The organism is Variovorax sp. PAMC28562 (assembly GCF_014303735.1).
Classification (GTDB): domain Bacteria; phylum Pseudomonadota; class Gammaproteobacteria; order Burkholderiales; family Burkholderiaceae_C; genus Variovorax.
In genome coordinates, this window is record NZ_CP060296.1 from 507501 (window position 1) to 533585 (window position 26085).

The 26085-nt window shown below is 64.5% G+C and carries 22 protein-coding genes and 1 pseudogene; 13 read left to right on the forward strand and 10 right to left on the reverse strand.

The features are described 5' to 3' along the window. The first annotated feature begins 350 nt into the window (after window positions 1-350). The 3 genes from H7F36_RS02500 to H7F36_RS02510 all read left to right on the forward strand — a co-directional run bounded on the left by H7F36_RS02500 (window position 351) and on the right by H7F36_RS02510 (window position 5509). A complete protein-coding gene (locus tag H7F36_RS02500; protein ID WP_187053190.1) occupies window positions 351-2252 on the forward strand; it encodes an ATP-binding cassette domain-containing protein in 1902 nt (633 codons plus the stop codon). Between the two features lie 102 nt (window positions 2253-2354). Continuing rightward, the gene (locus tag H7F36_RS02505) at window positions 2355-4100 is read left to right on the forward strand and encodes a phospholipase D family protein (protein ID WP_187053191.1); all 1746 of its coding nucleotides are present in this window, start codon (window positions 2355-2357) and stop codon (window positions 4098-4100) included. 107 nt (window positions 4101-4207) lie between these two features. Then, entirely contained in the window at window positions 4208-5509 is a 1302-nt protein-coding gene (locus tag H7F36_RS02510; RefSeq protein WP_187053192.1) for an OmpA family protein, read from the forward strand. A gap of 29 nt (window positions 5510-5538) precedes the next feature. Here H7F36_RS02510 and H7F36_RS02515 read toward each other — a convergent pair whose 3' ends face one another. Beyond that, window positions 5539-6963 carry a PLP-dependent aminotransferase family protein gene (locus tag H7F36_RS02515; RefSeq protein WP_187053193.1) on the reverse strand — a complete coding sequence of 475 codons (1425 nt, stop codon included), beginning with the start codon at window positions 6961-6963 and terminating at the stop codon, window positions 5539-5541. Between the two features lie 119 nt (window positions 6964-7082). On the opposite strand from H7F36_RS02515, the gene H7F36_RS02520 reads away from it, so the two are divergent. Genes H7F36_RS02520 through H7F36_RS02555 form a run of 8 tightly spaced genes read left to right on the forward strand, consistent with a single transcriptional unit; the run spans window position 7083 to window position 13852 of the window. After that, a complete protein-coding gene (locus tag H7F36_RS02520; RefSeq protein ID WP_187053194.1) occupies window positions 7083-7682 on the forward strand; it encodes a LysE family translocator in 600 nt (199 codons plus the stop codon). Further along, on the forward strand, window positions 7679-8629 hold the full coding sequence (locus H7F36_RS02525; protein ID WP_187053195.1) for a DMT family transporter: 951 nt from the start codon (window positions 7679-7681) through the stop codon (window positions 8627-8629). Before H7F36_RS02520 ends, H7F36_RS02525 begins: the two co-directional genes overlap by 4 nt. Window positions 8630-8681: 52 nt before the next feature. Continuing rightward, window positions 8682-9890 carry a PLP-dependent aminotransferase family protein gene (locus H7F36_RS02530; RefSeq protein WP_187053196.1) on the forward strand — a complete coding sequence of 403 codons (1209 nt, stop codon included), beginning with the start codon at window positions 8682-8684 and terminating at the stop codon, window positions 9888-9890. A gap of 31 nt (window positions 9891-9921) precedes the next feature. Further along, window positions 9922-10563: a glutathione S-transferase family protein gene (locus H7F36_RS02535; RefSeq protein WP_187053197.1), complete on the forward strand. Its 642-nt coding sequence runs from the start codon at window positions 9922-9924 to the stop codon at window positions 10561-10563. Window positions 10564-10570: 7 nt separating this feature from the next. Continuing rightward, window positions 10571-11512 (forward strand): PhzF family phenazine biosynthesis protein, encoded by a 942-nt coding sequence (locus tag H7F36_RS02540; protein ID WP_187053198.1) that lies wholly within the window; start codon window positions 10571-10573, stop codon window positions 11510-11512. A 2-nt stretch (window positions 11513-11514) separates the two neighbouring features. Next, a complete protein-coding gene (locus H7F36_RS02545; protein ID WP_187053199.1) occupies window positions 11515-12207 on the forward strand; it encodes a VOC family protein in 693 nt (230 codons plus the stop codon). A 2-nt stretch (window positions 12208-12209) separates the two neighbouring features. Further along, window positions 12210-12842 carry a LysE family translocator gene (locus H7F36_RS02550; protein ID WP_187053200.1) on the forward strand — a complete coding sequence of 211 codons (633 nt, stop codon included), beginning with the start codon at window positions 12210-12212 and terminating at the stop codon, window positions 12840-12842. A 47-nt stretch (window positions 12843-12889) separates the two neighbouring features. Further along, complete coding sequence (locus H7F36_RS02555; RefSeq protein WP_187054769.1) at window positions 12890-13852, forward strand: threonine dehydratase; 963 nt, start codon at window positions 12890-12892, stop codon at window positions 13850-13852. 4 nt (window positions 13853-13856) lie between these two features. Here H7F36_RS02555 and H7F36_RS02560 read toward each other — a convergent pair whose 3' ends face one another. After that, window positions 13857-17987: an autotransporter outer membrane beta-barrel domain-containing protein gene (locus H7F36_RS02560; RefSeq protein WP_187053201.1), complete on the reverse strand. Its 4131-nt coding sequence runs from the start codon at window positions 17985-17987 to the stop codon at window positions 13857-13859. A gap of 241 nt (window positions 17988-18228) precedes the next feature. On the opposite strand from H7F36_RS02560, the gene H7F36_RS02565 reads away from it, so the two are divergent. Continuing rightward, on the forward strand, window positions 18229-18903 hold the full coding sequence (locus H7F36_RS02565) for a histidine phosphatase family protein (RefSeq protein ID WP_187053202.1): 675 nt from the start codon (window positions 18229-18231) through the stop codon (window positions 18901-18903). Window positions 18904-18924: 21 nt separating this feature from the next. Here H7F36_RS02565 and H7F36_RS02570 read toward each other — a convergent pair. From H7F36_RS02570 to H7F36_RS02605, 8 genes and pseudogenes are all read right to left on the reverse strand, one after another. Continuing rightward, a pseudogene (locus H7F36_RS02570) lies at window positions 18925-19149 on the reverse strand (methyltransferase); the annotation flags it as partial. Between the two features lie 45 nt (window positions 19150-19194). Then, on the reverse strand, window positions 19195-19578 hold the full coding sequence (locus tag H7F36_RS02575) for a hypothetical protein (RefSeq protein ID WP_261802473.1): 384 nt from the start codon (window positions 19576-19578) through the stop codon (window positions 19195-19197). Between the two features lie 4 nt (window positions 19579-19582). Then, window positions 19583-19918 (reverse strand): DUF4124 domain-containing protein, encoded by a 336-nt coding sequence (locus tag H7F36_RS22435; protein ID WP_410003064.1) that lies wholly within the window; start codon window positions 19916-19918, stop codon window positions 19583-19585. After that, entirely contained in the window at window positions 19860-21029 is a 1170-nt protein-coding gene (locus H7F36_RS02585) for an ABC transporter substrate-binding protein (protein WP_187053204.1), read from the reverse strand. The genes H7F36_RS22435 and H7F36_RS02585 overlap by 59 nt, the downstream gene beginning before the upstream one ends. A 178-nt stretch (window positions 21030-21207) precedes the next feature. After that, entirely contained in the window at window positions 21208-21720 is a 513-nt protein-coding gene (locus H7F36_RS02590) for a hypothetical protein (RefSeq protein ID WP_187053205.1), read from the reverse strand. A gap of 22 nt (window positions 21721-21742) precedes the next feature. Further along, window positions 21743-21991: a GlsB/YeaQ/YmgE family stress response membrane protein gene (locus H7F36_RS02595; protein WP_187053206.1), complete on the reverse strand. Its 249-nt coding sequence runs from the start codon at window positions 21989-21991 to the stop codon at window positions 21743-21745. A gap of 58 nt (window positions 21992-22049) precedes the next feature. Next, window positions 22050-23786 (reverse strand): response regulator, encoded by a 1737-nt coding sequence (locus tag H7F36_RS02600; protein WP_187053207.1) that lies wholly within the window; start codon window positions 23784-23786, stop codon window positions 22050-22052. Between the two features lie 2 nt (window positions 23787-23788). Then, window positions 23789-25306, reverse strand: a complete 1518-nt coding sequence (locus tag H7F36_RS02605) for an ATPase domain-containing protein (RefSeq protein ID WP_187053208.1) — start codon at window positions 25304-25306, stop codon at window positions 23789-23791. Window positions 25307-25413: 107 nt separating this feature from the next. On the opposite strand from H7F36_RS02605, the gene H7F36_RS02610 reads away from it, so the two are divergent. Continuing rightward, the gene (locus tag H7F36_RS02610) at window positions 25414-26052 is read left to right on the forward strand and encodes a YbhB/YbcL family Raf kinase inhibitor-like protein (RefSeq protein WP_187053209.1); all 639 of its coding nucleotides are present in this window, start codon (window positions 25414-25416) and stop codon (window positions 26050-26052) included. Window positions 26053-26085 lie beyond the last annotated feature (33 nt).

Here is a 26085-nt window from a genome sequence, read left to right on the forward strand (position 1 = left end):
ATGACATGTTTACTTGAAACCCGTCAACCCCTGGGGCCTTTACCTTTTTCGACTTCTAAGAAAGTTCAATCAGAACTTTTATTTCCGTCGCATCCAGCGCAGCCTTCGATTATGACGTGGTTTTCGCAGCCCCGTCAACTTCTGCAGCTTTTCTTTACCTGGCCCGCATTTCAGGTCACCCATCTGTCCGCCAAGACGCTAAACAGATTGCGCCAGGCCATCGAGTATAAAAAATCTCGATGCTCGCGCAAGGAGGGCAGCACACAGAGGGCGAACTACAGCGTCGTTTCGAACTCTGCACCGCGTGCCGCAAGTGAAGAGACCGTCTCGCCTCCGATAATCCGTGCCACATGGCACTCATCACTCTCCTCGACGCACAACTCGCGTACGGTCACGTTCCGCTGCTCGATCATGCGGACTTCTCTCTCCTTGAATCCGAACGAATCGGCCTGATCGGCCGCAATGGCACGGGCAAGTCTTCGCTCCTCAAGATCTTGGCCGGCCTTGAAAAGCAAGACGACGGAACGCTGCAGCTCCAGCAGAACCTTCGCATCTCCTACGTCGCGCAGGAACCGTTACTGGACATGGATGCGGACGTCTTCACAGCCGCGAGTGCCGGCCTCGCCGAAGTTATCGCAGTTCGAGACCTCTACCTATCAGGTGCGGACGGGCTGGATCTCGATGCGCTCCAGTCGAAGATCGAAGCTTTCGACGCCTGGAATTGGGAGCAGCGCGTAGAAGAAACGCTGCACCGGCTGCACTTGGACCGCAACGCCCGCGTCGGATCCCTTTCGGGCGGTACGCGCAAGCGGGTCGCCCTGGCACAAGCGCTGGTGGCATCACCCGACGTGTTGCTGCTGGACGAACCCACCAATCACCTTGACCTCGATTCAATCGAATGGCTTGAGCAGCTATTGATCGACTTCAAAGGCAGCGTCGTGACTATCACGCACGACCGCAGCTTTCTGAATCGTGTTGCCACTCGCATCATCGAGCTGGACCGGGGCAAGCTTGGCTCTTATCCGGGCAATTTCGAGCAGTACCTCATACAGAAGGAGGAGCAACTCGCTCAGGAGGCGGTGATCAGCGCCAAGGCCGACAAGCTGCTCGCTCAGGAAGAGATCTGGATTCGCAAAGGCGTGGAAGCACGCCGTACCCGAAGCCAGAGCCGCATCAGCCGACTCGAGGCGCTACGCGACAACCGCACCGCGCGCCGCGATGTGCAGGGCAGCGTCAATATGGATGTTGCGTCAGGCCAGTCGAGCGGGAAGATCGTGGCCGAGCTCACAGAAGCCTCAAAGTCGTTCGGTCCCAAGACTGTCATCCGCAACTTTACCGGCACGATCCTGCGTGGCGACAAGGTGGGGCTGATGGGCCCAAACGGCGCCGGGAAGACCACTCTGCTCAAGCTGATCCTTGGCGAACTCGAGCCCGACAGCGGGAAGATTCGCCGTGGCACCAATTTGCAGGTCGCGTACTTCGACCAAATGCGCGACAAGCTCGATCTCGACGCCACGCTCGAGGATTTCATCAGCCCCGGCAGCGAGTGGATCGAAATCGGCAACCAGCGCAAGCACGTCAAAAGCTACCTGGCCGACTTCCTGTTCTCGCCGGCCCGCGGAAACTCACCCGTTCGATCGCTCAGCGGCGGTGAACGAAATCGCCTGCTCTTGGCGCGCCTGTTCGCGCGGCCAGCCAACGTGCTGGTACTCGATGAGCCAACCAACGACCTGGACATCGACACGCTCGAACTGCTTGAAAGTCTGCTGCAGGACTACGACGGCACGGTCTTCCTCGTGAGCCACGATCGCACCTTCCTCGACAACGTCGTCACCAGCACGATCGCTTTCGAAGGCGACGGCCACTGGCGCGAGTACGAAGGCAGCGTCCGAGACTGGATGATTCAGTCGAAGCGCGCACGAGAGATCGCTGAACAGCGCGCCGCAGCGGCGCCGCCCGCCGCGCCTGCCGCAGCGGCCGCTGCGCCGAAAACCGCAGCCGCACCGGCGCGCGTCGTCACACGCAAGAAGCTGAGCTACAAAGAACAGCGCGAACTGGAAGCGCTACCGACACAAATCACAGCGCTCGAGGACGAACAAAAGCGGATTGCAGAAATGCTGGCAGTCGACGGCGGCGCGATCTATTCGAGCGAAGCCTCGCGCGCAGCCGAACTGGGCGAGCGCCATTCGCAGATCGACGAAGAGTTGCTGGTCGCGCTCGAGCGCCAGGAAGAGCTCGGCACTACGCGTTAGCAATTGCGGGCGCCAAGCCCGCAGCGATTAGCCTGGGTTGTCCGACGCGTCAGCGTCGGCGACTGCGCTATACAAACGCACCTCACATCACACCGCCTCAGCATGTCCTTGTCCAGTGCCCCGCAGCATCCGATCAAAACCATGCAGCGCTGGTGTGCCGCAGTGGCTGCGGCGCTGCTCCTTTCGGCCTGCGCACAGTTGCCCAAGAATGTCGAACGGCCGGTGTCGAGTGCATTGGCATCGAAAGGGGATACCGCGCTTGCCATGCTGGTCCAGCGACGGCATGACGCCGCCTCGGCCCGGTTCGACTCCGGCTTCGTTTTACTCGACGGACCACAGGCGGCCTACGGCAGTCGGCTCGCGCTGGTCGAATCTGCGCAAAAGACGCTCGACCTCCAGTACTACGCCATCCACGCCGATGCCAGCACCGGCCGGTTGCTCTCTGGTGTACGTGATGCGGCGGCACGTGGCGTACGCGTACGCATCCTGATCGACGACTTCCACAGCACCGGACGCGATGCGCTCGTGCTGCGTTTGGCCTTCGAGAAAAACATCGAGATGCGAATGTTCAACCCTTTGGCCGGCGACCGCGACTCAGCTCTTTCTCGCATGGCCAACTCGCTGGGAGAAGCGTCGCGGGTACAGCAGCGCATGCATAACAAGCTCTTCATCGCCGACAACGCCATGGGTGTGGCCGGTGGTCGCAATTTAGGCGACGCGTACTTCGGCAACTCCACCGTCGGCAACTTCGTCGACCTCGACGTGCTCGCAGCCGGTCCCATCGTGCGCGACTTGTCCAGGAGCTTCGACACCTACTGGAACAACGAGCGTTCCTATCCTGTCGAGTCGTTGGTGTCGCAAGCGGAGCTCGCCCAAATTCGGGAGCGCTCCCGCGATGCCACCGCCGCGGCGCGCGAGGGAGCCAGCGCAACAGCATCAACCTCGCCCGCAACACGCACCGACGACGGTCCGACGCCCGAACAACGCTCGCACGCATGGGACGAAAAGCCAATCGACCTCGCAACCGCCGCTTTCGTCTGGGCGCCCGCCGTCGTACTGGCAGACCAGCCTGGCAAGATTCCGCCGGACAACAGTAGCCCCAACGCCGGCGACGGGCGGGCGCCGGCCCTGGTCATCAGCCAGCAGAACGGCACGCAAAATTCCCCGGCCAACCGGGCCCTCGATGCGGCTGCAGACCTTGCCGCCGGAAGCGACACCGTCGTCGAAGGTTTGCTCCAGCTGATCGGCCAGTCGCGCCGCGATCTGTTGATCATCTCGCCGTATTTCGTGCCGGGCGACGATATGAAGCAGGCGTTTGCCGCGGCGCGGGCGCGCGGCGTGCGCGTTCGCGTGCTCACCAATTCACTCGCGTCCAACGATGCGCCTGTCGCCCACGTCGGCTACGCGCGGCATCGCGAAGAAATGCTGGCGATGGGCGTCGAGCTGTATGAGTTGCGAAGCGGACGGGCAGACTTCGGCAGCGCCTTCGGCGCGTCCGGTGCAAGCGTGACCGGCGCGTCCAAAGCCATGTTGCATTCCAAAGTGCTGGTGCTGGACGGTCGCTTGCTGGTGGTCGGCTCCATGAATCTCGACCTGCGCTCACAGCTGCAAAACACCGAAGTGGCATTGCTCATTCGCAGCGACGAGCTTTCACGCATCGCCACGAGACAGATCGAGGCTGCGCTGCACGAAGGGGCCTGGCACGTCGAACTCACTGACGGCAAGCTCATCTGGCGCGCGCCGACGGGTAGCGGTTTGCAGGACACGACGACCGAGCCAGATGCCAGCGCCAGCCTGCGTTTACTGCTCAAGCTCTTCGGCCCGCTGGCGCCCGACAAGCTGCTCTGAGCAGCCGGTGGGCAGCGAGCGGACGGCGAGGTTGGTGGTCGATTGGCTGAGTCGACTCGGCCAAACGGCCTGTTGTCCGCCCATGGGCGAGACCGGATGATCGCTCGATGAAATCTTCCGCATTGGTCTTTGCGATGATCGCCAGACCGCTCGCCATGCTTGCCCTCGTGACCCTGACCGCATGCGGCACGCAGCAACCTGCCGCTTCCGCTTCGCCACCCGCTGCTGCAGCGGCGACAGCATCTGCGCAAACCAGCGACAGACCGCCATCGCCGGCCGCGGTCACTGCGGCACCACCCCCGCCACCCATCATGGCGTTCGACGACGCCGTAACCTTTGCCGCCACCAACCTCTTCGGCAAGGCGGTGTTGCCGGACGGCGCCCGCAGGTTGCCGCTGGTGATCGACCCGCTGATCGACGGCAACACCGGTGCCCAGTCTGTGTCGACCCAAGCAATGGAGCAACGCATCGGCGCGATGCTGCGCGCGAACTTTCCGCGCTACGACCTGCAGCCTTTCACGACCACGGCATTGACGCGTTCACCGCTGCTTTTCATCGGCACGGTGACGGCTGTCGACAAGGCCGGCAGCAATGCGCCGGGGCCGCGCGAGTGGTACCGCGTGTGCCTTGCGCTGATCGACTTGCAGAGTGGCAAGATCGTGTCGAAAGGGCTGGGGCGCGCCCGCCCCGACAGCGTGGACTCCACGCCCATCGCGTTCTATCAGGACAGTCCGGCGTGGGTTCCCGATGGCGCCACCGACGGCTACGTGAAGACCTGTCAGGGCACCAAGGTCGGCGATCCGATCAACCCGGCGTACTGGGACAAGATCGTTGCCGCCGCCATGATCAACGACGCGATGAACAGCTACAACGCGGGCCGCTATGAAGACGCACTCGACCTGTATCGCGGCATTGCGCGCTCGGGCGGCGGCGACCAGCTGCGTGTTTACAACGGCGTCTATCTGTCCAGTCTCAAGCTCGGCCGCAAGGACGATGCAGCGCAGGCCTTCGGCAAGATCGTCGACTACGGCATCGCGCAAAAACGAATTGCGATGAAGTTTTTGTTCAGGCCCGGCTCGACGCTGTTCGTGAATGATCAACAGATCAACACGCAGTACCAGGTCTGGCTGAAGCAGATCGGTGCGCGCACCGGAACAGCCAACGCCTGCATGGAAGTGTCGGGCCATACCAGCCGCACCGGGCCAGAACCGTTGAACGATCGATTGTCATTGGTGCGGGCGCAATACATCACTCAACGCCTCGATAACGGTCTGCCCGGAACGGCCAGGCGAACCGTCGCCGTTGGCAAGGGCTCGCGTGAGCCGATCTCCGGACTCGGCACCGACGACGCGCGCGACGCGCTCGACCGGCGCGTGGAGTTCAAGGTGATCGCCTGCCCGACGACCTGAGCGCTGAACGCCGCAGCCAGCCCATCACATCACATCAAATCGCGAACCCGGGAAAAAGTCTTCCAGAACGTCGCGTCCTGCGCGGTCGCAAAGTTGATGCGCATCAGCGTCGATGGCGGCCGCCTTGCATGGAACAACGAACCCGGCGCCAGCAGATAGCCTTCGTCGAGCATGCGCTGCGTGAGCGCATCGGTGTCTACGCCGGTATCCACCCAACCGAACAAACCCGCCGGCTCCGACACGAAGCTGCAGTCGTGCGCCAGCGCGAGCTTGACGCTGCGGGCACGCGCACCGTCGAGCCGAAGGCGGATGCGGTCGGCGTGCCGGCGCAACTGCCCCTGGTCGATGCACCACGCCAGCGCCCGCTCGAACAACGCGGGCGTCGTGAGAGTCGTGAGCAGTTTGGTTTCGAGCAAGCGGCTGAACACATCGGGAGGCGCCGCCAGAAAACCGATGCGCCAGTTGGGCGCCAGAATCTTCGCGAAGCCGCTCACGTAGATCGTGCGCTGCAGCCCGTCGAGCGCGCTCAAGCGCGTCGCATGTTCGGGCGCGAGGTGGCTATAGGTGTCGTCTTCGACGATATGAAAGTCGTGCTGATTCGCAAGCTTCAGCACACGGTGCGCGCTGCCCGGCGTCAGGCTGTAGCCGGTCGGGTTGTGCAGCACGCTCACGCTGACAAAAAGCTTCGGCTGATGCGCTTCGCAATACCGCGCCATCACTTCGAGATCGGGCCCATCGGCACGGCGCGGCACCGGCAGGATGCGCATGCCGAGCGATTCCAACCGTGCAAATTCAATTGCCCAACCCGGCTCTTCGACCATCACAGGATCGCCCGCACGCAGCAGCGTGCGGCTCACGATGTCCAGCGCGTGCGTGGCGCCGATGGTCGTGATGATCTGGTCGGGCGACGCCGGCACGTTGATGCTGGCGAGTTTTTGCGAAAGGCTGCGCCGCAGCGCAGAGTCGCCAGCCGGCTCGCCGTACTGCAAAGACAACTCTTGCAACGCGCTCGTACTGGTCAACCGCCGCACCGAGGCCGGCATGAAGGTCGACTCCATCCAGTCCGGCGGAAAAACGCCCATGCCCGGTTGCGGCTTGTCGCTCTGCCGATGGAACATGCCGCGAATCAACGAGCTAGCGTCGGCCGGCACACCGGAAATAAGCAACGGCTTCAGCACAGCGCTGGCCTCCCCGGCCGCACGGGCGTCCTGCGATTGCGTCGGCGCTGAATCGCGCACGTAGAAGCCGCGCTGCTTGCGGGCCTCCACCAGGCCTTGCGCCAGCAACTGGTCGTACGCCGCCACCACGGTGTGCGGGCTCACGCCTTGCTGCCGCGCGCATTCGCGCACCGAGGGCAAGCGCGCGCCTGGCGCCAGCAGCCGGTTTCGGATGCGCTCGGCAAAGCGTCCGGCGAGCTGTTCGGTGAGCGATTGGGTCGAAGTACGTGTCAGCATGCGTGTCCGTCTGTGCCCCGTTTTTCACCTCTGTACCGAAGGGCCGGCCAATACAGACGAGATCCTTGTCCGACGATCTGTGTCGGTACTGTAATGGTCAAGAGTTTAGAGTCTGTTCCATGGACTGGCAAGAATTCACCGCGCTGATGGTGTTGGCTACGGCGATGAGTTTTTCGCCGGGGCCGAACACGACGCTGTCGACCGCGCTCGCGGCCAACGGTGGTCTGAAGCGCGCGATGCGTTTCATCGTCGCCGTGCCCGTGGGCTGGACTTTGTTGCTGGTGCTCTGCGCTGCCGGCATCGGTTCACTGGTGGTTGCGGTGCCCGCGCTGCGCCTGGTCATCAAGGCACTCGGCATCGCTTACTTGCTGTGGTTCGCCTGGAAGCTGAGCCGCAGCGCAACGCTCGGCAGCGCCGATGAGGCGCAGCTGTCGGTCGGCTTCGTCCAGGGCGTGATGCTGCAGTTCATCAACATCAAGGCCTGGTTGCTGGCACTCACGCTGGTGGCGGGCTGGATCGCCGGGCAGCCCGATGCGCTGGGTCGCTTCGCCATCGTCGCGCCAGTCATGCTGTTTTATGCATTCGCGAGCAACCTGGCCTATGCGGTGGTCGGTGCCGTGCTGCGCACCTGGCTTACCGAAGGAAAGCGCCTGTTGTGGTTCAACCGCGGCATGGCCGCCGTGCTGGTGCTCACGGCCTGGTGGATGGTGGGCGTATGAAGGGCTTGCAGCTCAAGGACGAAACGCTGGGCATGTGGCTCGGCGTATTAGGCGTCGCCATCTTCGCCGTCACGTTGCCGATGACGCGGCTGGCGACGGGTACGCAGGCAGCGCCGCAGCTGTCGCCGTGGTTCGTCACCGTCGGCCGCGCGGCGCTGGCCGGCGCGCTCTCCGTCGTTTTCTTGCTGGCGACGCGATCGCCGCGGCCGCAACGTCATCAATGGAAGCCGCTCGGCATCGCCGTGCTTGGCAACGCGGTCGGCTATCCCTTGTTGCTCGGGTATGCGTTGCGCGTCGTCACCGCGAGCCATGCGGCTGTCATCACTGCGCTGCTGCCGCTTGTCACCGCCGCCGTTGCAGCTTGGGTGTTGCATCAGCGCGCGCGGCTCGGCTTCTGGGTGTGCGCCGTGGTCGGCAGCCTGCTCGTTGTCGCGTTTTCGATGCTGCGCGCCAGCAGGCACGGCGGCGGGTTCGGTTTCGAATGGGCCGACCTGTTGCTGGTCGGCGCGGTGATCGCGGCGTCGTTCGGCTATATCTACGGCGCGCAGGTCACGCCGTCGCTCGGTGCCGAGCGCGTGATCTGCTGGGTCTGCGTGATGGCGTTGCCCTTCACCTTGCCGGCGACGCTCGTCTTGTGGCCGGCACAAGTCGTCGCGGTTTCGGCGTGGGTCGGCTTCGTCTACGTCGGCGTGTTCTCGATGTGGATGGGCTTCTTCGCCTGGTATCGGGGCCTGGCGCTCGGCGGTGCACTGCGCGTGAGCCAGGCCCAACTGTTGCAACCGTTTCTGTCGATCCTCGCGTCGATCCCGCTGCTGGGCGAACCGCTCGACGTCGTCACACTGGGCTTCGCGGTCGCAGTGGTCGCGACCGTGGTCATCGGCAAGAAGCTGTCGCAGCCGCGCGCGATGCCGACGGTTGCCACCCCCGCGATCGACACGCTCCGTTGAAAATCGACCGCTACCAAAAATCACCCGCTCATCAGGCAATCAAGGAAAAAGCATGAACTGGAAAATGGCCGCACGAGCCGAAAAGATGAATCCCTCGGTGTTGCGGGAAATTCTGAAGGTCGCCGAACAGCCCGGCATCATCAGCCTGGCGGGCGGCCTGCCCTCACCCAAGACCTTTCCCATCCAAGAGTTCGCCGACGCATGTGCCGAAGTGCTGCACACCGATGGTCAGGCAGCCTTGCAGTACGCGGCGAGTGAAGGCTATGGGCCGCTGCGGCAAGCTGTTGCCGACATGCTGCCGTGGAACGTCGATCCTTCGCTGGTGCTCATCACCACCGGCTCGCAGCAAGGACTCGACCTGGTCGCCAAGGTGCTGATCGATCCGGGCAGCAAGGTGCTTGTCGAAACCCCGACCTATCTTGGCGCGCTGCAGGCTTTCGGCCCGATGGAGCCGGTGCCGGTGAGCGTGGCGAGCGACAACGACGGCGTGCTTGTCGACGACCTGTTGGCCAAGGCCAAAGACGCGCGCTTTGTCTATCTGCTTCCCAACTTCCAGAACCCGACCGGCCGCACCTGGACCGAGGCGCGGCGCGCCGCCGTCTCGGCCGCCGCAGCCAAGGCAGGCCTGCCCATCGTCGAAGACAACCCCTACGGCGACCTGTGGTTCGACGCACCGCCGCCGCTCTCGCTCACCTCGCGCAACCCGGAAGGCTGCATCTACCTCGGCTCTTTCTCCAAGGTATTGGCACCGGGACTCCGCCTGGGCTTCCTGGTCGCGCCCAAAGCGATCTACCCCAAGCTGTTGCAGGCCAAGCAGGCGGTCGATCTACACACACCGATCTTCACGCAGCGCATGGTGTCGTCGGTCATGAAAGACAACTTTCTGGACCGCCACGTGCCGACGATCCGCGCCCTGTACAAGCGCCAGCGCGACGCGATGATCGCTGCCCTGCGCCGCGAGATGAAGGGACTCGACGTCGAGTTCAACACGCCGGTCGGCGGCATGTTCCTGTGGGCGCGCATGCCCGAAGGCATCGACACCGTGGCGCTGTTGCCCAAGGCGGTGGCGCGAGGGGTGGCTTTTGTGCCGGGTGCGCCTTTCTTCGCTGGAGAAGGCGATCCGCGCACGTTGCGACTGTCGTTCGTGACGGCCAGCGTCGAAGAAATCGACATCGCCATCGCCGCGCTGGCCGCCACGTTGCGCGAACAGTTGGCGCACAACGCCGCGGCCGAGGTCGAGCGCGAGCTGGCCTCGACCTGAACGACTGAAACAGAAACCTAAGAACCGAACCATGCTCAATATCTGGGGCCGCATCAGTTCACTCAACGTGCGCAAGGTCGTCTGGTGCGCGCAGGAGCTCGGGCTCGACTTCCAGCGCACCGAAGCCGGCGGCCGCTTCGGCGTGGTGCAAACGCCCGAGTATCTGGCGCTCAATCCGAACGCGATGGTGCCGATGATCGACGACGGCGAGGGTGCCGAGCGCGTCGTGCTGTGGGAGTCGAACGTCATCGTCCGCTACCTGTGCGCGAAGCATTCGCTCGGCAAGCTCTATCCAGACTTGCTGGGCGAACGCTTCGATGCCGAGCGCTGGATGGACTGGCAGCAAACCGCGTTGAACCCGGTGAGCGCGGGCGCTTTCGTGCAGTGGATTCGCACGGCGCCGCATGAGCGCGACGATGCAGTGATTGCGCGTTCGGTCACCGCAGCCGAGCCTCTCTTCACCCTGCTCGACACGCATCTGGCGGACCGGGCCTACATGGCGGGCGACCGCTTCACCATGGCCGACATCCCGATCGGTTGCGAGGCGCATCGCTGGTTCGGCTTGCCCGTCACCGAGTACACGCGGCCGGCCTGGCCGAACCTCGAGCGCTGGTTCGCCGACGTGTCGGCACGCATCGGCGCACGCGGCGTGCTCGACCTCGCACTGGAATGATCTGCCCATGAAAACCCGCGCCTTCAAACAAGTCGACGTGTTCACCGCGGTGCGGTACCGCGGCAACCCGCTGGCCGTGGTGCTCGATGGCACCGACCTCGACGACGCCGAGCTGCAACGCTTCGCGCACTGGACCAACCTGTCGGAAACGACCTTCGTGCTGCCGCCGACCAACGATGCCGCCGACTACCGCGTGCGCATCTTCACGCCCGGCGGCGAGATGCCCTTTGCGGGCCATCCCACGCTGGGCAGTTGCCATGCCTGGCTGGAGGCCGGCGGTCGACCGAGATCCGAAGGCCACGTGGTGCAGCAATGCGCCGCCGGGCTTGTCACGGTGCGGCGCGAAGCCGGCGCCAACGGCGATCGGCTTGCCTTCGCGGCGCCCAAGCTCAAGCGCAGTGCGCCGAGCCCCACCTTGCTGGCCAAGGTGGCGAGTGCGCTCGGACTGAAGGCGCATCAGATTCTGTCGGCCCAACTGCTCGACAACGGACCGGTGTGGCTCGGGCTGCTGCTGAACGATGCGGACACGGTGCTCGCGCTGACGCCGGACCATCGCGCGCTCAAGGAACTGGGACAAGCGGTCGGCGTCGCCGGCGTTCCTGCGCCTGCCAAGAACGGCGCGCTTATCGGTCGGTCGAACCGCGAGGCACGCGCCTTCGGCAGTGCGGACAAGGCGAGCGTGAAGCCCATCGCCCCGATCGCGGCCGACCTGGAAGTCCGCGCGTTCGCTGCCAACATGGGCATCGAAGAAGACCCGGTCACCGGCAGCTTGAACGCCGGTCTCGCCGAATGGCTCATTGCCGACGACCACCTGCCGGCCCGCTACCTCGTCGCACAAGGCCAGACGCTGGGCCGCGACGGCCGCGTGACCGTCGAGCGCGATGCCGACGGCACGATCTGGATCGGTGGCGATTCGGTCACCTGCATCGACGGCACGGTCACGTTGTAGCGATGCCAGCCCGCCTCGACCACCTCGTCATCGCTGCAGCCTCGCTGGACGAAGGCGTGGCCTGGTGCGAGGCCACGCTCGGCGTCACGCCCTCGCCAGGCGGATCGCATCCGATGATGGGCACGCACAACCGCTTGCTCGCCATTTCGAGCGATGCGTTTCCGCAGAGCTACGTAGAGATCATCGCGATCAATCGCAAAGCGACGCCGACGCGCGCAGCCAGATTGCGCCGCTGGTTCGACTTCGACGATGCGGTGCTGCAGGCGGGCCTCGCACGCCACGGTCCGCACCTGATCCATTTCGTCGCCCGCGTGGACGATGCGCGCGCCTCGCTGGAGGCGCTGTCGCGCCACCACGCACACATCGATCGCGGCCCCTTGATCGAAGCCGCACGCGACACGGCCGCCGGCCGCCTCGAATGGCAAATCACCGTGCGCGACGACGGCCAGCGCCTTTTCTACGGCGCGCTGCCGACGTTGATCCAGTGGGGCGCAGTGCACCCGGTCGAGAGCCTGCCAACTTCGGGGGTCTCGCTGCGTTCGATGCATCTGACACACCCGCGCGCCGACGACCTTGCAACCGCGCTGACAGCCATCGGCCTCGTTGACATGAACGTGCTCGCCGGCGCACCGAATCTTGTCGCCGTGCTCGACACGCCGCGCGGCCCCGTCACGCTCGAATCCAAGGGACTCTGACCATGCTTTCTGTCACCGAACTCACCTGGTTCGCCATCGCCTCGCTGCTGCTGGCGCTGACCCCGGGGCCGAACATGATCTATTGCGTCTCGCGCACGCTGGTGCAGGGGCGGCGCGCGGGGTTCGTCTCGCTGGCGGGCGTGTTGCTGGCGTTTCTGGTGCATCTGGTCGCCGCGGCGCTCGGGCTGACGGCGCTGTTGCTCGCCGTGCCGCTGGCCTTCGATGCGATACGCCTGATCGGCGCGGCTTACCTGCTTTGGCTCGCATGGCAGGCGGTGAAGCCCGGCGGCACAGCGCCCTTCGAGCCGCGTGCACTGCCGGCGGACCGGCCGGGCAAGCTCTTTCGCATGGGCTTCCTGACCAACCTGTTGAACCCGAAGGTGGCGATGTTCTACCTCTCGTTCTTTCCGCAATTCATTCACCCGGAGCGTGGCTCGGTGTTGCTGCAAAGCGCGATGCTGGGCGCGGTGCAGATCACAGGCAGTGCGCTGGTCAATGCGACGCTGGTGTTCGGCGCGGCGGGCATCACGGCAGTGCTGTCGCAGAGCACCGGCTGGCTGCGTACGCAGCGCTACGTGATGGGCGCCGTGCTCGCAGCCATCGCAGTGCGCATCGCGCTGACGGAGCGCAAATGACCGCCGTGCTTTTGTCGGAGAACACGCCCGCACCCGCACCCGCACCCATGCTGTTCGACCGCGAAGAAATCGAAGCCGCACAACGAACGGTGTATGCCGCCATGCCGCCGACGCCGCAATACGCGTGGCCGCTGCTGTCCACACGGCTCGGCGCTACGGTGTGGGTCAAGCACGAGAACCACACGCCGGTCGGCGCCTTCAAGATCCGTGGCGGCCTCACTTACTTTGAGATGCTGGCGCGGCAACAGCCCACCGTGCGCCATGTGATCAGTGCAACCCGCGGCAACCACGGGCAGTCGGTCGGCTTCGCAGCACGGCGCCACGGGCTCGCCGCCACCATCGTCGTGCCGCACGGCAACTCGGTCGAAAAGAACGCTTCCATGCGCGCGCTCGGCGTCACGCTGATCGAACACGGCAACGATTTTCAGGAGGCGAGCGAACATGCCGGCATGCTGGCCACGCGCGACGGCCTGCACCGCGTGCCGTCGTTTCATCGCGATCTGGTGCGCGGCGTCGCCACGGCGTATGTCGAATTCTTCGACGCCTTGCGCGACACGCCACCCGACGTTCTGTTCGTCCCGATCGGGCTCGGTTCCGGCTTTGCAGCCGCCGCCGTGGCGCGCGCGCATTGCGGCGTGTCGACGCAAATCATCGGCGTGGTGTCGTCGCACGCCACGGCCTACCGCGATTCCTTCAAGGCAGGACGGATGATGGAGGCGCCTGTCAGCACGCGACTGGCTGACGGCATGGCCTGCCGAACGCCCGTGCCCGAGGCACTTCAGGTCATCCAACGCGAAGCCGACGATGTGATTGCGGTGAGTGACGACGAAGTCGCCGAAGCCATGCGTGCGCTATTTATTGATACGCACAACGTGGCCGAGGGTGCCGGTGCTGCGGCGCTGGCAGCGGCCCTGCAACAGCAGGACCGCTGGCGCGGCAAGACGGTGGGCATTGCGCTCACCGGCGGCAATGTCGACACCGGCATGTTCGCCGGTGTCCTTGCAAGCTAGCCAGTTAGAACGCGAACTTCACACCCAGCGATCCCTGCACCGAAGTCTTCACCCGCGCATCGCTGCCACCGGAGTGAAACAGCTTGCCCACTTCGCCGTACAGGCTCACCGACTTGGTGACCGACAGCGTGGCGCCGACAGCCAATTCGGTCGACGTGTAGCCGATGCGGCTTGAGATCGTGGTCGCACCTGCCAGTCCGACGAAGGTCGCCGTATCGGTACCACCGAATCCGTGCCACAGGTTCACCCGTGCGTACGGCTGGAAGCGACCCATAGACGTCATCATGTCGCCCGCAAAGCGCACGCCGATGCGGCCGAGGATCTGACTGTCCGGGTTTTGCTGCACGTTGGTGAAGCCGGTGATGCCGGTGTTGTCCAGGTTCAGGCGGTGATACACCAACTGGGCCTGCGGCTCGATCGCCCAGCCGTCGCCGATCGCAAAGCGCTGGCCGACTTCAGCCGAGGCCAACAGGCTGTCGCCCTTGGTCTTGGCGCTCGGCTTGAACAGCGCATCGGCGGTCACGTCCTGGCGGCCGTACTGCAGCACAAAGTCGGCGTACATGCCTTGCGGGATCTGGTAGGTCGCGTAGCCGGCCAGGTACTGGCTGTCGGCGCGGAAGCTGCCGGCATAGCCGCTCAGGCCACCGAGGCCGAAGTTGCCGTTGACGTTGGCATCGGTGCGCAGTGCTCCGATGTAGACGCCGGCGTTCCAGCGGTCGTTGGCGAAGAGGTCGACGCCAGTCTGGAAGCCGGTGGTGCTGGCGCGGGTGTCGGTCCCGACGGTGCCGTTTTGCGCGATGGTGGTGGTGCCACCGAAAACACGACCCCAGGCGCGGCGATTGCCACTGCCCCAGCCGGTGTCGCCGGTTGCACTGCTTGCGCCGGTGGCGGGCGCCGCAGCGACGTTGGCTTCGTCGCCCATGCGGCGGTGCAGGTTGCCGAGCATCGCCAGGTCGCCCTGGCGCAGCACATTGCCCATTGCCGAATACACCGGCACTTCGGCGCGGTAGCTCGGGACGCTCAGCGTCGGGAAGGTCGGCGTGACGGGCGTGCCTGGCGTCACGGGCGCGACCTGCGTGGTGTCCTGCGAACGCAAAAAGAAACTGCTGCCGTTGCCGGCCGCATCGGCTGCGTACAAACGGTACTGGAAAGCGCCGGCATCGACGTGGCCCCCGGCCAGTGCGAAGGCGGTCTTGGTGCTGGTGGCGCCGCCTTGTGCGGTCACGACTTCGATGCCATTGCCGGTGGTCAGTGCGCCCAGGCCGCCGAAGTTGGTGATGGCGACGTTGGTCGAGCCCGAGGCGCTAGCACCCGCGCCGTTCAACACCAGGCGGTCGGAGGTGCCGTTGGCGCCGAGCAGGGTGCCCAGTGCCAGCGTACCGCCGTTGCCCACGTACGCGCCGTTCACCGTCAGCGTGGTGCCGGGTGTGGTGCCGACGATCGATACGATGCCCGAGTTGGTGAGCGAGGCGACGGTCTGGCTGTTGCCGTTGAGCGCCAGGGTGGCGCCAGAGGCGACGGTGTGGGCCGAGGCGGCGCTGAGGGCATTGGCTGCGGTCGCCGAGAGCGTGCCCTGGGCCACGGTGGTGGTGCCGGTGTACGTGTTGGCACCTGAGACGGCGAAGACGCCGGTGCCTGTCTTTATCAGCGAGCCGCTGCCGAAGATCGCGCCAGTGAAGGCCGTGCTGGTATTCGCGCCGCCGGTGGTCAGTGCGGCAGAGCCGAGCGTCACGGCGCCTGCGCCGGCCAGCGAGCCGATGGTCTGCGCCTGGTTGGCGAGTGCGAGCGTAGCGCCGTTGGCCACGGTCACGGCCGTATTGGATGGCAGCACGTTGGCCGCACTGGCCTGAAGAGTTCCGGCATTCACGTTGGTGGCACCGGCATAGCTGTTAGCGCCGCCGAGCGTGAAGGTGCCGGTGCCCGTCTTCACCAGCGACCCGGTGCCCGAGACCACACCGTTGAAGGCCGTGCTCGCGTTGTTGCCACCGGTCGTGAGCGTTGCACTGCCGAGCGTGACAGCGCTGCCGGCGACGCCGGCCAGGGAACCGATGGTCTGCGCCTGGCCATTCAGGTCGAAGGTGGCAGCATTTGCAACGGTGAGCGCCGTACCGACCGGCAGCACATTGGCGGCACCGGCGCGCAAGACGCCCGCGTTGACCGTGGTCGCGCCGCCGTACGTGTTGACGCCCGACAGGACGAGGGTGCCGCCAGTGTTCTTGATGAGGCTGTCTGCGCCCTGGATCGAGCCAGCGAAGTTGCCAGCGTTGACCGTCAGCGCCTTGGAAGCGTCCGTGCCCGTCAGTACCGTTCCAGCACCTTGCAGGTTGGCAACGCTCGTGTTGAAACTGTTGAGATCGAGCGTTGCGCCCTTGGCAACCGTCGTCGATGCATTGATCGAGGTCAGAGCGTTGAGGCCGGTGGCGTCGCCGGCGCGCAGTGTGCCGCCGGCCACGTTCAGGCTCGCCACGTTGGTCGTTGTGACGGACGCAGGCGTGAACAGCACCACGCCGTTGTCGGTCGCGTTGCCGAAGGTCGCGACCGATGCCTTGTTCGTGATGCCAGCCGTGAAAGTAAACGTCTTGCCTGTCGCTGCGGCCACGGTGGCCGATCCGTTGAAAGTGATGCTCTGCAAGGCATCGCCGAACGCCACATCGTTTGTCGCCAGCAATTCACCACCGGTCATGACGACCGCGCCAGTGCCCAAAGCTTGCGCGTTATTGAACGCCAGGGTTCCCGCAGTGATGCCCGTACCGCCCGAATAGGTGCTGGCGCCGGTCAGCGCCAGCGTTCCGGCGCCGACTTTGACGACTGAACCGCCGGTCGCAGTGGCGGCGTTGTTGTAGCCGTTGCCATTGAGGTCCTTGAACTGCTTGCCCAAGTCAGAAATGACGCCGCTGACGGTGTCGCTGTCACCCAGAATGCTGGCAGCGCCGACCGTCAACGCTTTTCCGCCCAAGACCACGTTGCCGGCGCCTGACAGCCTGCCGATCGCAACGCCGGTGGTGGAGTCGCTGATATAGACCGTGCCGGCGACGGCGTTGTTCACCTTGGCACCGCTCAGATCTACCGTGCCCAGGAGATACAGCCGACCGTCGGTGTTGTTGATCGTGGCAGTGCCGCCCGTGCTGTTGCCCTCGAAATAGATTCGACCGCCGCCGCTGTTGTTGAGGGTCGACGTTGCCGCCGTCGTACCGGCTTGAAAGTCGATCAACGCGCCGGCAGCCTTGCTGCTGATGGTGGCATTGCCAGCCGACGCGCCGGCAGCGAACGTCACGCCGGAGTTCGTTCCCAGCGTGTCGGTACTTCTCAGCGTTTGGATCTGCAAGTTGCCGGCAGTAACACCAGTGCCCGTGAAGTCGAGCTCGCCGTTGTTGTAGATGCTGACCGCGTTGCCGCCCGTCCCGAGGGCGCCGTTGCTCGTGATCGCGATATTGATGCGGCCCGAAGCGGGGACATTCGGCACATCGTTGCGGCCGACTTGCGTGGTTCCGGTAAACCCTGCGCTGCTGCCCGACAGTGTCAGTCGCGTCGTTTCGCTCGGGCTGGTCCCGAGGTTGACCAGCGCCAGTGCACCGCTGCCGGCGAAGCCGCCGCTCAGGACATTTGCGAAGGCGTCGTTGACGTCAATCGAGCCACCGCCAACCGATACGGTTATGGCCCGCGCGCTCGTTACGCCGCCGGCTCCGAACTGGAGTGTGCCCCCGTTGAGTTGCAAGCCGTTGGCCGCGTTTCCCAATACAAGATCACTGGAAATGCGCAAAATGCCGGCCGCAATCGAGGTGACGCCGACGTAGGAGTTGCCTGTGTTACTCAGTTGCAGCGTGCCCGTACCGTCCTTGACGATTCCACCGGCAGTCGTGAAGTTACTGATCAAACCGGTCTGGTCTGCGACAGCCGTCGGAGCCACCGTGAGCGTCACGCCGCCCGATGCGTTGATCGGAGTGTTGTACGTGCCGGTCGCCCCATAGGAAGTCGACTGCGCAAGCGCCCCGGTCGCACCCAATCCACCAATCAGCGCTGCGGCCACGATGGCCACAGTCGACCCGGAACGTTTGCCGCGCGAACGTGTGACTTCAGAAACGGCAACCCATGCGCCGAGTGCATGGTTCCAGACGCTGCGATACGAGGTGTTCAAAAGAGGCTCCGATGACGGTGAAAATGTCCGCTACGCCCAGTAACAACTAAGCCTGCGAAATAACGAAATTGAGTATCTTAGTGTTACACAGGTTTGGCTTGTTGCTGTTGCTGATAAGTACCAAGTACTACCTTCTAAAGCGAACTGCCAATTTGTTCCACCTCATTGAATGCTATAAAAACGATAGCAAAAGTCGCAAGCGGGACAAGCTTTTCCAGCCTTGCTATTGCCAAATAGACCCATGGGAACCCTCTACTTCGTGCGCCACGGACAAGCAAGCTTCGGGGCGTTGGACTACGACAACTTGAGCGATTTGGGAATCCGTCAGGCCGTGCGGCTTGGCGAGTACTGGCGCGAACGGGGCGTGAAGTTCGACGCGGTGATCACCGGAACGCTCAAGCGCCATGTCCAGACATGGAACGGCATCGCCGAGGGTTTGGGCATCGAGCGCGACGACGTGCTGCCGTGGCCGGGGCTGAACGAGTACGACAGCGAGGCCATCATTGCGACGATTCACCCGGAGAAGCTTGAAAAAGCCGATTCACCGGAGATGTACCGCCATCATTTCCGGCTACTTCGCACTGGCCTCGCCGCGTGGATGCAGGGCAAGACCGAGCCGGTCGGCATGCCCAGCTACATCGACTTTCTGGCGGGTGTCACGACCGCGCTAGACCACGTGCGAGACAGGCACCATGGCGCCAAGGTGCTGGTGGTGTCGAGCGGTGGGCCGATCAGCACGGCGGTCGGCCACGTATTGGGGACCAGCCCCGAGACGACGATCGAGCTCAACATGCGCATTCGGAACACCTCGATCACAGAGTTCGCGTTCACACCGAAGCGCCACATGCTGGTCACCTACAACACGCTGCCGCACCTCGACGGGCCGGACTACGAGAGTTGGGTTACGTACGCCTGAAACGTGCGCCTGAAGCCGCCTTCAGCGCAGCGGCTTCACGAACTTCAAGGTCATGCGGTCGGACTCGCCGATGCCTTCGAACCTTTTCCGGTCGACATCACCACCGCGCAACGTCGGCGGCAGCGACCAGACGCCGTCCGGATGGTCTTTGGTGTCGAGCGCGTTGGCGTTGATCTCGTTGCGCGCGGCCAGCTCGAAGCCCGCTGCGCGGGCGCGGGCGATGACGAAATTTTCGGGCCCGTAGCCGCGTCCGGCAGCGGACATCGTGTGCCAGCCGAGGCACCTCGTGCGTCAAGCCTGCCAGACACCGAAACCGAGTCTGCGCAGCGAGATGCCGAGCTCGACCTCCATGTCACGCGCTGCGTCGTATGGCATCGGGTTGTAGCGATCGTAGAGTTTCGGCAGCAGCCGCACACCGAAGTCGCGCACGAACACGTTGGCCTGGATACCGGCCTTGTGCTTGTCGAAGCGCACGTCGGGATCGAGCCCCGTCATGCCGACGTAGACGAAGGGCTTGCCCAGCGTCCAGCCAGAGTTGGCCTTGCGAAAGCGCGTGCTGTTCCAGACCTGGTCGTCGAGCTCCACGACATACACGTGGTAGTGGTGACTGCGGGGAATGCGCGGGACTTTTGGCGCCTTGGGGACTTTTGGAACGCTGGGAACGCGAGGCGGCATGCGGTCATCGTATTTGACGAACCTGCACAGGTCGGGCGTTCGGTGGTGGAACCATCGGCAGCGGCGCACGATAGCCCTCCGGCTTCCACTGCTGGCTTGCCGTCGACCCCGAACTGAAGACTTTGACAGCGCGGTTGCCGTCGCATAACGCGTCCGAAAACGAAACCTTGCCGTTCTCGTCGGTGCATCGCTGCACCTGCGCTTGAACGCTGCCGACGCTGACGGCTGCGAGTACAGCTGCGCACGCCATAAGCCACTGCCTCCGCGACGCGTGCACGGCATCAGCGCAGTACGCGCCCCTCGGCCGTGATGTAGACCAGGTCGACCGCGCGCGCCGCATCGTGCAGTGGCGGACGCAAATTCACGCGAAAGCCGCCGACGTCGTAGTCGGTCATGCCGGTCATGGCTTTTTGCAGCGCCACGCGTGTGGGGGACGGCCCGGCTCGACGCGCAGCCTCGGCCAACGCCTTGGCGGCGATGAAACCTTCAAGTCCTTCGTACGATGCGATCTGATCCGAGTCGCCGACCGCCACCAGATATTCCTTGACGATGGCGACCGTGGCCGAACTGCGCGGCGACGGCACCACCTGCGAAATGATGACGCCACGGATTTCCTTGCCGAGCGCTGTGTAGAGCGGATCGATGCCAACGACGGAGAACGTCATGAACGCGCTCCCGTAGCCGGTCTTGCGCATCTCGCGGACGAACGCTGCGGTGGTCGATGAGAGCGACGCCTGAATGATGGTCTGCGGTTCAGCCTTGGCGATGACGGCTACCGCCGCGGCCACTTGCGTGCTGCCCGGCTTGACGAAAACGGTCGCAACCGGCGGCGGCAGCTTCAGCTCGACCGCGGCGTCTTCTACCGCCCGCAATGCGGCGCGGCCCATCGCGTCGTCGTCGGCGACGACTGCGATGCGTTTTTGCCCGAGGATGCCGCAGTGCCGGAGCATCGCGAAGGCCTCGTCGGCCATGCTCGGCCGTACATGGAAAACGTTGGCGTGCGCCTTGTCACGCAACAAGTCGGGAGCCGCAAAAGGGGCGAAGAACGCTGCGCCCTGCTGCTGCGCCACTTGTGCGCCGGCCATGCTGCTGGCGGTACCGACATAGCCGAACAACACATCGGCGCCGTTGCCCAGCAATTTGGTGGAATTGGCCTTGGCTCGCTCTCCGTCGTAGCCATCGTCGAGCTGGCGCAGTTCGAGCGTCGGGCCGGTGGTGCCATGCTCGTTCCATGCGTCGACGTAGAGCTTGGCGCCCGCCGCAAATGCCATGCCGATTTCGTTGGCCGCGCCGGTCATGGGAATGGACTGGCCGACGATGATCTTCCAACCCGGGACGCGACGCGCAGCCTGGGCAAACGACGTCGTCCCGATCAGGGCGGCGGCGCCCGTCGCCCCCAACAACCCGATGGCAGCAGCCGTCCGGGCAAATCCTCTTCGAGTGGCTTGCATGATCGTGTCCCTGGAGCGCATGAAAACGGTTGCAAATTGATTGCCATGAAACAATCAATTACAAAGGTCATCATACGCAAACCTCAGGGTTTGTACGACTGCAGCGCATGGCCGCCGGGCGCGCCTGTGACTTTATGCGCACTCTGGCAACCCGGCGCCATGCGCGCCTGACTTCAGGCTATCCGCGCGTTGTCGCGTTCTCTTTCATCTTTGCGAGCGTGACCATCAACGCAGCGCTGCCGAGCATCTTGATGAGCCCCGAATGCTGCGCATAGAACTGGCTCACCTGGTCGACGATGCCGGGGTGCGCCTGCTCGGCATGCGCCGCGATGTCGGTCACCTGGGCCGGCGACAACTGCGATGCCTGGTCCGGTGTGACCTGTGTCTGGCCGGGCGACAGGATGCGGCCGAGCGCACCGCCTGCGATGGCCGATGCGGCAGCCGGCCCGAGCGTGGCAAGAATCTGGTTCAGCACGCCCGCCTGCTGCGTGGAAGACGATTGGCCGAACAGCTTTCCGACCATGTCGCCGAAAGGCGGCGTCTGGTCGGAGCGCATCGCGCCCGCCAGGCCGGCTCCCAATTCGTCGGTCGACGCGTGCTGAGCCACTTGATCGAAATGCTGTTCGGCATTTGCTCCGTTCGCAGCGCCGTTACCAGCCAGCGCGCTCTGAAGAATGTCCATCAATCCCATGATTTTCTCCTTGTCTTTCGGTTCAGCTCTTGCGCGCGACGAGCCCGTAGAGCACCAGCAACACGATCGCGCCGACCACCGAGGCGATGAAGCCCGCGCCCGCACCCGCCGTGTACCAACCCATGGCCTGCCCGATGTAGGTCGCGATGAGCGATCCTGCAATTCCGAGGACCGTGGTCAGGATGAAGCCCAGTGACTGGTTGCCCGGCAGCACGGCACGTGCCACCAAACCGGCGACGAAGCCGATCAGAATTGTCCAGATGATTCCCATACTTTTTCCTTTTGTCGGTTGTTGAGCCCGCCCGATGATAGAGCGACCAAGCTGACGGCTAACTGTGTTCTGCCGGCGCGACGAGCGCAGGCTGGAGCGCCTTTGACACGGCCGTTGCGAGCGTCGAAATATCGAAAGGCTTGATCAGGATCGACTGCGTACCGAGCACACGTCCGACCTCGGCCATGTCGGCATAGCCGGTCGCCAGGATCACCGGAATATCGCCTGCCTGCTCGCGCGCCCTGGCAATCACTTCGGCGCCATTCATGCCGGGCATCGCGTAGTCGACGATCAGCAAATCCTGCGGCGCAGCCCCGAGCGCGGCCAGTCCACTGGCACCGCCAGCCGCTTCGCTCACCGCGTAACCCAGCATCGTCAGACTGTCGACGATGGCGCGACGAACCTCGGCGTCGTCCTCGATCACCAGCACCCTTTGCCGCTCGGCGGCGACCTCCGGCGTCGGTATCGCGGCGTTCGAGGCCCCGGCTTGGACCCGATCGTTGGACGCCGGAAAGCGCATCTCGACCACGGTGCCGCGACCTTCCTCGCTGCGCACCGTGGCAATGCCGCCCGACTGCTGCGCGAAGCCATAGACCTGACTCAGCCCCAGGCCCGTGCCGCTGCCTACCGGCTTGGTCGTGAAGAACGGGTCGAACACCTTGGTCAACAGATGAGGAGGAATGCCAGCGCCGGTGTCGACCACCGACACGGCGACATAGGAACCGGGCTTCAACAAGGCGCCCACAGGATCAGCGACATGCCCGGCGTCTCGGCCGTCCGCACTAGAAGCCATGTGGGCCACCGATGCGCAGATGGTCAGGGCGCCACCACCCGGCATGGCATCGCGCGCATTGACCGCCAGATTGAGCACGGCCATTTCCAGCTGATTGGCATCGAGCACGGCCCAGGCGGGTTCGTCGGCCAGCTGCAGTTCGACGTTGACGGACGGGCCGACCGACACCGCGACCAGTTCGCGCAACCCTTCCAGTAGCGCATTGACGTCGGTCAGCCGCGGCAACAGCGACTGGTTGCGAGCGAAGGAAAGCAGTTGCCCGGTGAGCTTGGCACCGCGTCCGACCGCACCCTTCGCGCGCGCCGCGATGCCCAGCACCTTGTCGTCCTTGGCGACACGCGACACCATGTCGAGGTTCATGTTGACCACGTGCAGCAGGTTGTTGAAGTCGTGCGCGATGCCGCCCGTGAGCCGACCGATCGCCTCCATCTTCTGCACCTGGATCAACGCGGCCTGGGCCCGCTCCCGTTCAGCGATCTCAGCCATCAGGCGGTCGTTGGCGCCGGCCAGCTCGCGGGTGCGCGACTCGATGCGTTCCTCGAGCGCGCCGTTCAGCCGTTCGACTTCGGCACGCGTGTCCTGCAGTTGCTGCAGGTTGAGCCGCGTCGCGTATTGGCGGCGACGCGCACGCACTGCGGCATCGGCCGCCCGCGCCAATGTTTCGGAATGCACTGGCCGCTCCAATACGAATACGTTGCCGAGTTTCTGCAGCAGCGCAAGCGCCCTTCGCGACCGACCATTGGCATCTCGCGAAGCCAACACGATAAAAGGAAAATCAGACCAGCTGGGCTGCGCGGTGACCCAGGCGCTCAACGGCATCTCCGGCACTTGCAGCAAAGACTCTTCGGTCAGGATCGCGGTCGCCGCGCCTTCATCGAGATTGGTCAGCATCTCCTCGGCCGACTCGCACACCAACGCCACCAGATCGCGACCGGCCAAGACCTTTTGAACCACCGCGGCATCGCGTCCGCGCGGCGTATGAATCAGTACGCGCCCTTCCATGCTCAGGCGACGGCAACCATCGCGTCGCCGAGCAAACGAACACCACCGTTGTAAGACGGCACGCCCGACAGAACGCCCTCGAAATCGGTCAAGGCAGGCCCCACTTCGACGCCCGCATCGCCCAGCCTGAACTCGCGAATCGTCAGCTCGTGCCGGTTAGTCCGGCTCTTCACCACCGACACCGCCTTCAACAGTTGCCCGCGCGCCTCGAAAAAACGGAACAGCACGATGGCGTCCGACAAGTAGCTCAGGTCGAGGTCGCTGCGCACGTCGCCGACGATGCCATGCTGCCCGAGCACCAGCAAAGTAACGATGCCCTGCTGATTCAAGAAGTTGAGCAGCTCGTGCATCTGCAGCAGCAGGAACTTGGCGCCCGGCATGGCCTGCAGGTACGCGTTGAGACTGTCGATCACCACGGTGCAGGCGCCGCGCTTTTGCACTGCATTGCGAACCATGTTGGTGAACTGCCCAGGTGATACCTCGGCCGGGTCGAGCGCGAACACCTCGAGCTGACCGTTTTCGAGGTAGCTGCGAATCGGCAGATTCAGCGAGTCGCAGCGCTGCAGCAAGGTGCCCATCCCTTCGTCGAACAGGTAGTAAGAAGCGCGCTCGCCACGTTGCAATGCCGCGAGCACGCAAGACATCGCGGTCGTCGTCTTGCCCACGCCCGACGGACCAACGAACAAGGTATTGCTGCCACGCGCCAGGCCACCGCCGAGCAACGCATCGAATGCGGTGGTACCTGTGCGGACCGATGACGCCTCGAACTCGGTCCTGTGTTCAGCGGCGATGAGGCGCGGGAATACTTCGAGGCCACCGGTGTCCAAGCTCACGTCGTGGTCGCCACCGCGGTACTTCACGCCCCGCATCTTCACGATGCGCAGATGGCGCCGTACCGGGCCGTAGTCTCCGCTGGCCTGATCCAGCCCCAGCACACCGTGAGCAATGCTGTGCAATTGCAGGTCGCCCCCGGAAGCCGTCATGTCGTCGAGGAGAAGCACCGTGCATTCGCGCGCGGCGAAAAAATGCTTGAGCGCCAGAATCTGGCGGCGGTAGCGCAACGGGTCTTGCGCCAGCAAACGCATCTCGGAAAGACTGTCGAAGACGACACGGCTGGGCGTCAGCCGCTGGACCGCTGACATGACTCCGCGCGTCGTTTCTCCCAGCTCGACTTCGGACGAATAGAGAATCGACTGCTCCGCCGACGCACTCAAGCCCTCCTCAGTCACGAGCTCGAAAACCTCGATGCCTTCGAGCGACCAGCCGTGCGAAGCGGCGACGATGCCGAGCTCGGCAGCGGTCTCCGAAAGGGTCACGTAGAGACCGCGCTCGCCGCGCTCACGACCGTCCAGAAGAAATTGCAGGCCGAGCGTGGTCTTGCCAGCGCCCGGCGTTCCTTCGAGCAGGTAAAGATGGCCCCGCGGCAGGCCGCCGCCCAGCACGCTGTCGAGTCCGGCAATGCCGGTAGAAGCGCGCGGCTGCGCCGGAAAAGATGCGGGAGACGAGGGCGGGGTGCGCATGGAGAATGGCTTGTTCGTTTCGAAAACATTCTGGTGGCAAGCTTGTGCTGCGCATGTCATGCACCGTCCTACAACCCGCGCCGGACAGGCGCGCTATACCTCGTCCCATGCTTGAAAAATTACCCGACGTCATCGGTCACGCATTGCACGATGTGCGTGCCGGCCTCGACCAACTCGTATTCAACACGCTCGGCCTGCGCAGCGGGCTCGCGGCGATCGAAGTCTCGAGCCTCGCCTTCGTCGATCACGCACCCATTCCCGATCGCTACACGGCCGACGGCATCGGCCACTCGCCCCCGCTGCAATGGGCCAAGGTACCGGCCGATGTCGCGAGCCTGGTGCTGCTGGTGGAAGACGCCGACTCGCCGACGCCCAACCCGCTGGTGCATGCGATCGTGGTCGACCTGCCACCGCAGGACGGCGGCATCGCCGAAGGCGCACTCGCGAGTTCGGAGCACGACGGCACTGGCCTGCACACCGGTCGCAACTCTTATCTGCAGTCGGCCTGGTTGCCGCCCGATCCGCCACCCGGTCACGGTGTGCATCGCTATGCATTTCAAGTCTTCGCGTTGAAGCCCGGCGAGGCGTTTTCCGAAACACCGGGGCGCGACGAGCTCGTGGATGCGCTGCGTGCGAGAGCCGTGGCGAGCGGATTGCTGATCGGCACCTGCGAGCGGCCTGACGGCTCGGTCAAGGTGGGCAAGACCGAATCCGTGCCTTTCGGAATGACGCCAGCCGCCGGCTGATCAGGGGCCGGTGAAGGCCGAGCGGCGACCGAT

Excerpts from the sequence above, each read along its gene's own strand:
- H7F36_RS02550 (WP_187053200.1), top strand. The coding sequence starts at position 12,210 with ATGCTTTCTGTCACCGAACTCACCTGGTTCGCCATCGCCTCGCTGCTG.
- H7F36_RS02585 (WP_187053204.1), bottom strand. The coding sequence starts at position 21,029 with ATGCAAGCCACTCGAAGAGGATTTGCCCGGACGGCTGCTGCCATCGGG.
- H7F36_RS22435 (WP_410003064.1), bottom strand. The coding sequence starts at position 19,918 with ATGCGGCGCGCGCGGTCGACCTGGTCTACATCACGGCCGAGGGGCGCG.
- H7F36_RS02575 (WP_261802473.1), bottom strand. The coding sequence starts at position 19,578 with ATGCCGCCTCGCGTTCCCAGCGTTCCAAAAGTCCCCAAGGCGCCAAAA.
- H7F36_RS02555 (WP_187054769.1), top strand. The coding sequence starts at position 12,890 with ATGCTGTTCGACCGCGAAGAAATCGAAGCCGCACAACGAACGGTGTAT.
- H7F36_RS02590 (WP_187053205.1), bottom strand. The coding sequence starts at position 21,720 with ATGGGATTGATGGACATTCTTCAGAGCGCGCTGGCTGGTAACGGCGCT.
- H7F36_RS02525 (WP_187053195.1), top strand. The coding sequence starts at position 7,679 with ATGAAGGGCTTGCAGCTCAAGGACGAAACGCTGGGCATGTGGCTCGGC.
- H7F36_RS02595 (WP_187053206.1), bottom strand. The coding sequence starts at position 21,991 with ATGGGAATCATCTGGACAATTCTGATCGGCTTCGTCGCCGGTTTGGTG.
- H7F36_RS02600 (WP_187053207.1), bottom strand. The coding sequence starts at position 23,786 with ATGGAAGGGCGCGTACTGATTCATACGCCGCGCGGACGCGATGCCGCG.
- H7F36_RS02605 (WP_187053208.1), bottom strand. The coding sequence starts at position 25,306 with ATGCGCACCCCGCCCTCGTCTCCCGCATCTTTTCCGGCGCAGCCGCGC.
- H7F36_RS02545 (WP_187053199.1), top strand. The coding sequence starts at position 11,515 with ATGCCAGCCCGCCTCGACCACCTCGTCATCGCTGCAGCCTCGCTGGAC.
- H7F36_RS02520 (WP_187053194.1), top strand. The coding sequence starts at position 7,083 with ATGGACTGGCAAGAATTCACCGCGCTGATGGTGTTGGCTACGGCGATG.
- H7F36_RS02510 (WP_187053192.1), top strand. The coding sequence starts at position 4,208 with ATGAAATCTTCCGCATTGGTCTTTGCGATGATCGCCAGACCGCTCGCC.
- H7F36_RS02515 (WP_187053193.1), bottom strand. The coding sequence starts at position 6,963 with ATGCTGACACGTACTTCGACCCAATCGCTCACCGAACAGCTCGCCGGA.
- H7F36_RS02500 (WP_187053190.1), top strand. The coding sequence starts at position 351 with ATGGCACTCATCACTCTCCTCGACGCACAACTCGCGTACGGTCACGTT.
- H7F36_RS02535 (WP_187053197.1), top strand. The coding sequence starts at position 9,922 with ATGCTCAATATCTGGGGCCGCATCAGTTCACTCAACGTGCGCAAGGTC.
- H7F36_RS02610 (WP_187053209.1), top strand. The coding sequence starts at position 25,414 with ATGCTTGAAAAATTACCCGACGTCATCGGTCACGCATTGCACGATGTG.
- H7F36_RS02530 (WP_187053196.1), top strand. The coding sequence starts at position 8,682 with ATGAACTGGAAAATGGCCGCACGAGCCGAAAAGATGAATCCCTCGGTG.
- H7F36_RS02565 (WP_187053202.1), top strand. The coding sequence starts at position 18,229 with ATGGGAACCCTCTACTTCGTGCGCCACGGACAAGCAAGCTTCGGGGCG.
- H7F36_RS02505 (WP_187053191.1), top strand. The coding sequence starts at position 2,355 with ATGTCCTTGTCCAGTGCCCCGCAGCATCCGATCAAAACCATGCAGCGC.
- H7F36_RS02540 (WP_187053198.1), top strand. The coding sequence starts at position 10,571 with ATGAAAACCCGCGCCTTCAAACAAGTCGACGTGTTCACCGCGGTGCGG.